Below are 1,584 nucleotides of genomic sequence, written 5' to 3' on the forward strand. Positions count from 1 at the left end.
GAAGCTCCAGATGCGCCAGCGTCAGACGGGTCAGCACCATCACCTGCGCCCGGCTCAGAAGCGCCGCGTTCAGCTCGAACGAGGGGTTCTCGGTCGTGGCGCCGACCAGAAGGATGGTGCCGTCCTCCATATGCGGCAGAAAGCCGTCCTGCTGGGCCTTGTTGAAGCGGTGGATCTCGTCGACGAACAGCAGCGTACCCTGCCCGTTCCGGCGGCGCAGTCGGGCCGCCTCGAAGACTTTCCGAAGTTCCGGCATACCGGTGAAGATTGCGCTGATCTGAATGAAATGCAGGTCAGTCTCGCGGGCGAGCAACCTTGCGATCGTGGTCTTGCCAACCCCTGGCGGCCCCCAGAAGATCAGCGACGACAACGTTCCGGCTGCCAGCATCGTGCCCAGCGGACCATCGGGGCCAAGCAGGTGGTCCTGCCCGATCACCTCGGACAGCGCTGCCGGCCGCAGGCGGTCGGCCAGTGGCCGCGGCGCCTTGCCGCTCGCATCTGGGGTCTGCCCCGGCATATCGAAAAGATCGGCCATGCGGCGCAGATTATCGCCCGCCGCGACCGAGGGAAAGCGGCTCAGAGCAACCGTGCGGTCTTGGCGCGCTGGATCGCCTCGGCCGTCGTGCGTGCCATCAGACGCTGGCGCGCCGAGGTCAGCCGGGCCTTGAGCGCGCTTTCGGAAATCTTCAGCTTGGCCGCCGCCATGGCATGGCGATCGCCGGCTGCTATCAGCCGCAGCGCCTCGAGCTGCGCCTGCGTCAGGCTTTCGGGGGGTTCCGTCATATCGTGCAACTTGCGAATGATCGACGAAATGCGGTGCATCTCGGAATCGGTATATTCGCGGTCGGAGCGGGCACAGCCGGCTATCGTGCGCGAAGAGATCGGCCCGCAGGAAACCTGCACGCCGTATCGCAGCCCGAAATCGGCGGCTTCCTTCATGATGCCGAACGGATCGGGCAGGCCGGTCTCGCTCCAGCGCGTTATCCCCTCGGTCGAAAAGCCCCAGGCGGTCATCGGGTCGCGCATGGCATAGGCATTCGCGGTATAGTGATCGACCCAATCCTGATTGTAGGTCTGGAATGACATCAGCGGGGCGGCGAACCGGATATGAAGCGCGACGAGATAGCCGTCAGGAGCAATGTCACCGAGCGCTTTCAATCCGCGTTCAATGCTGGATTGTTCATTCATGCGATACTTCGATCAATTGCCTCACCCTAGGTCAACGTGAAAGTGAACCCTGCGGACCAGATTCAACCAGACCAGAAATCGACTGAAGATATCGCATCAATACGACAAAACTCAACAGCTAAATAAAAAGGCCCCCGAAAACGGGGGCCTGTGGTGAATTTCGGAGACCGGAATCACTCTTCGCCGGCTTCCTCGCGGGCGCGGTCGACGGCGCCCTTGGCCTCCACATCGCGATCGACCAGTTCGATGATCGCCATCGGCGCCATGTCGCCATAGCGGAACCCCGCCTTGAGCACGCGGACGCAGCCGCCCTGACGTTCGGCATAGCGCGGGCCCAGCACTTCGAAGAGCTTGGCGACATGCCGGTCGTCCTTCAGCCGCGACGCGGCCAGACGG

The 1,584-nt window shown here is 63.1% G+C and carries 3 protein-coding genes; all 3 read right to left on the reverse strand.

From position 1 onward, the window contains the following. Positions 1-535, reverse strand: a 535-nt coding sequence (locus ACK5IR_RS12120) for an AAA family ATPase (RefSeq protein WP_416929249.1), incomplete at its 3' end; no start/stop codon positions are given. Between the two features lie 41 nt (positions 536-576). After that, complete coding sequence (locus ACK5IR_RS12125) at positions 577-1,188, reverse strand: autoinducer binding domain-containing protein (RefSeq protein WP_416929251.1); 612 nt, start codon at positions 1,186-1,188, stop codon at positions 577-579. A 173-nt stretch (positions 1,189-1,361) separates the two neighbouring features. Next, positions 1,362-1,584: bL17 family ribosomal protein (locus ACK5IR_RS12130; protein WP_416929253.1), on the reverse strand; the 223-nt coding region annotated here is incomplete at its 5' end.

Source organism: Tropicimonas sp., assembly GCF_047971885.1.
GTDB lineage: Bacteria > Pseudomonadota > Alphaproteobacteria > Rhodobacterales > Rhodobacteraceae > Tropicimonas.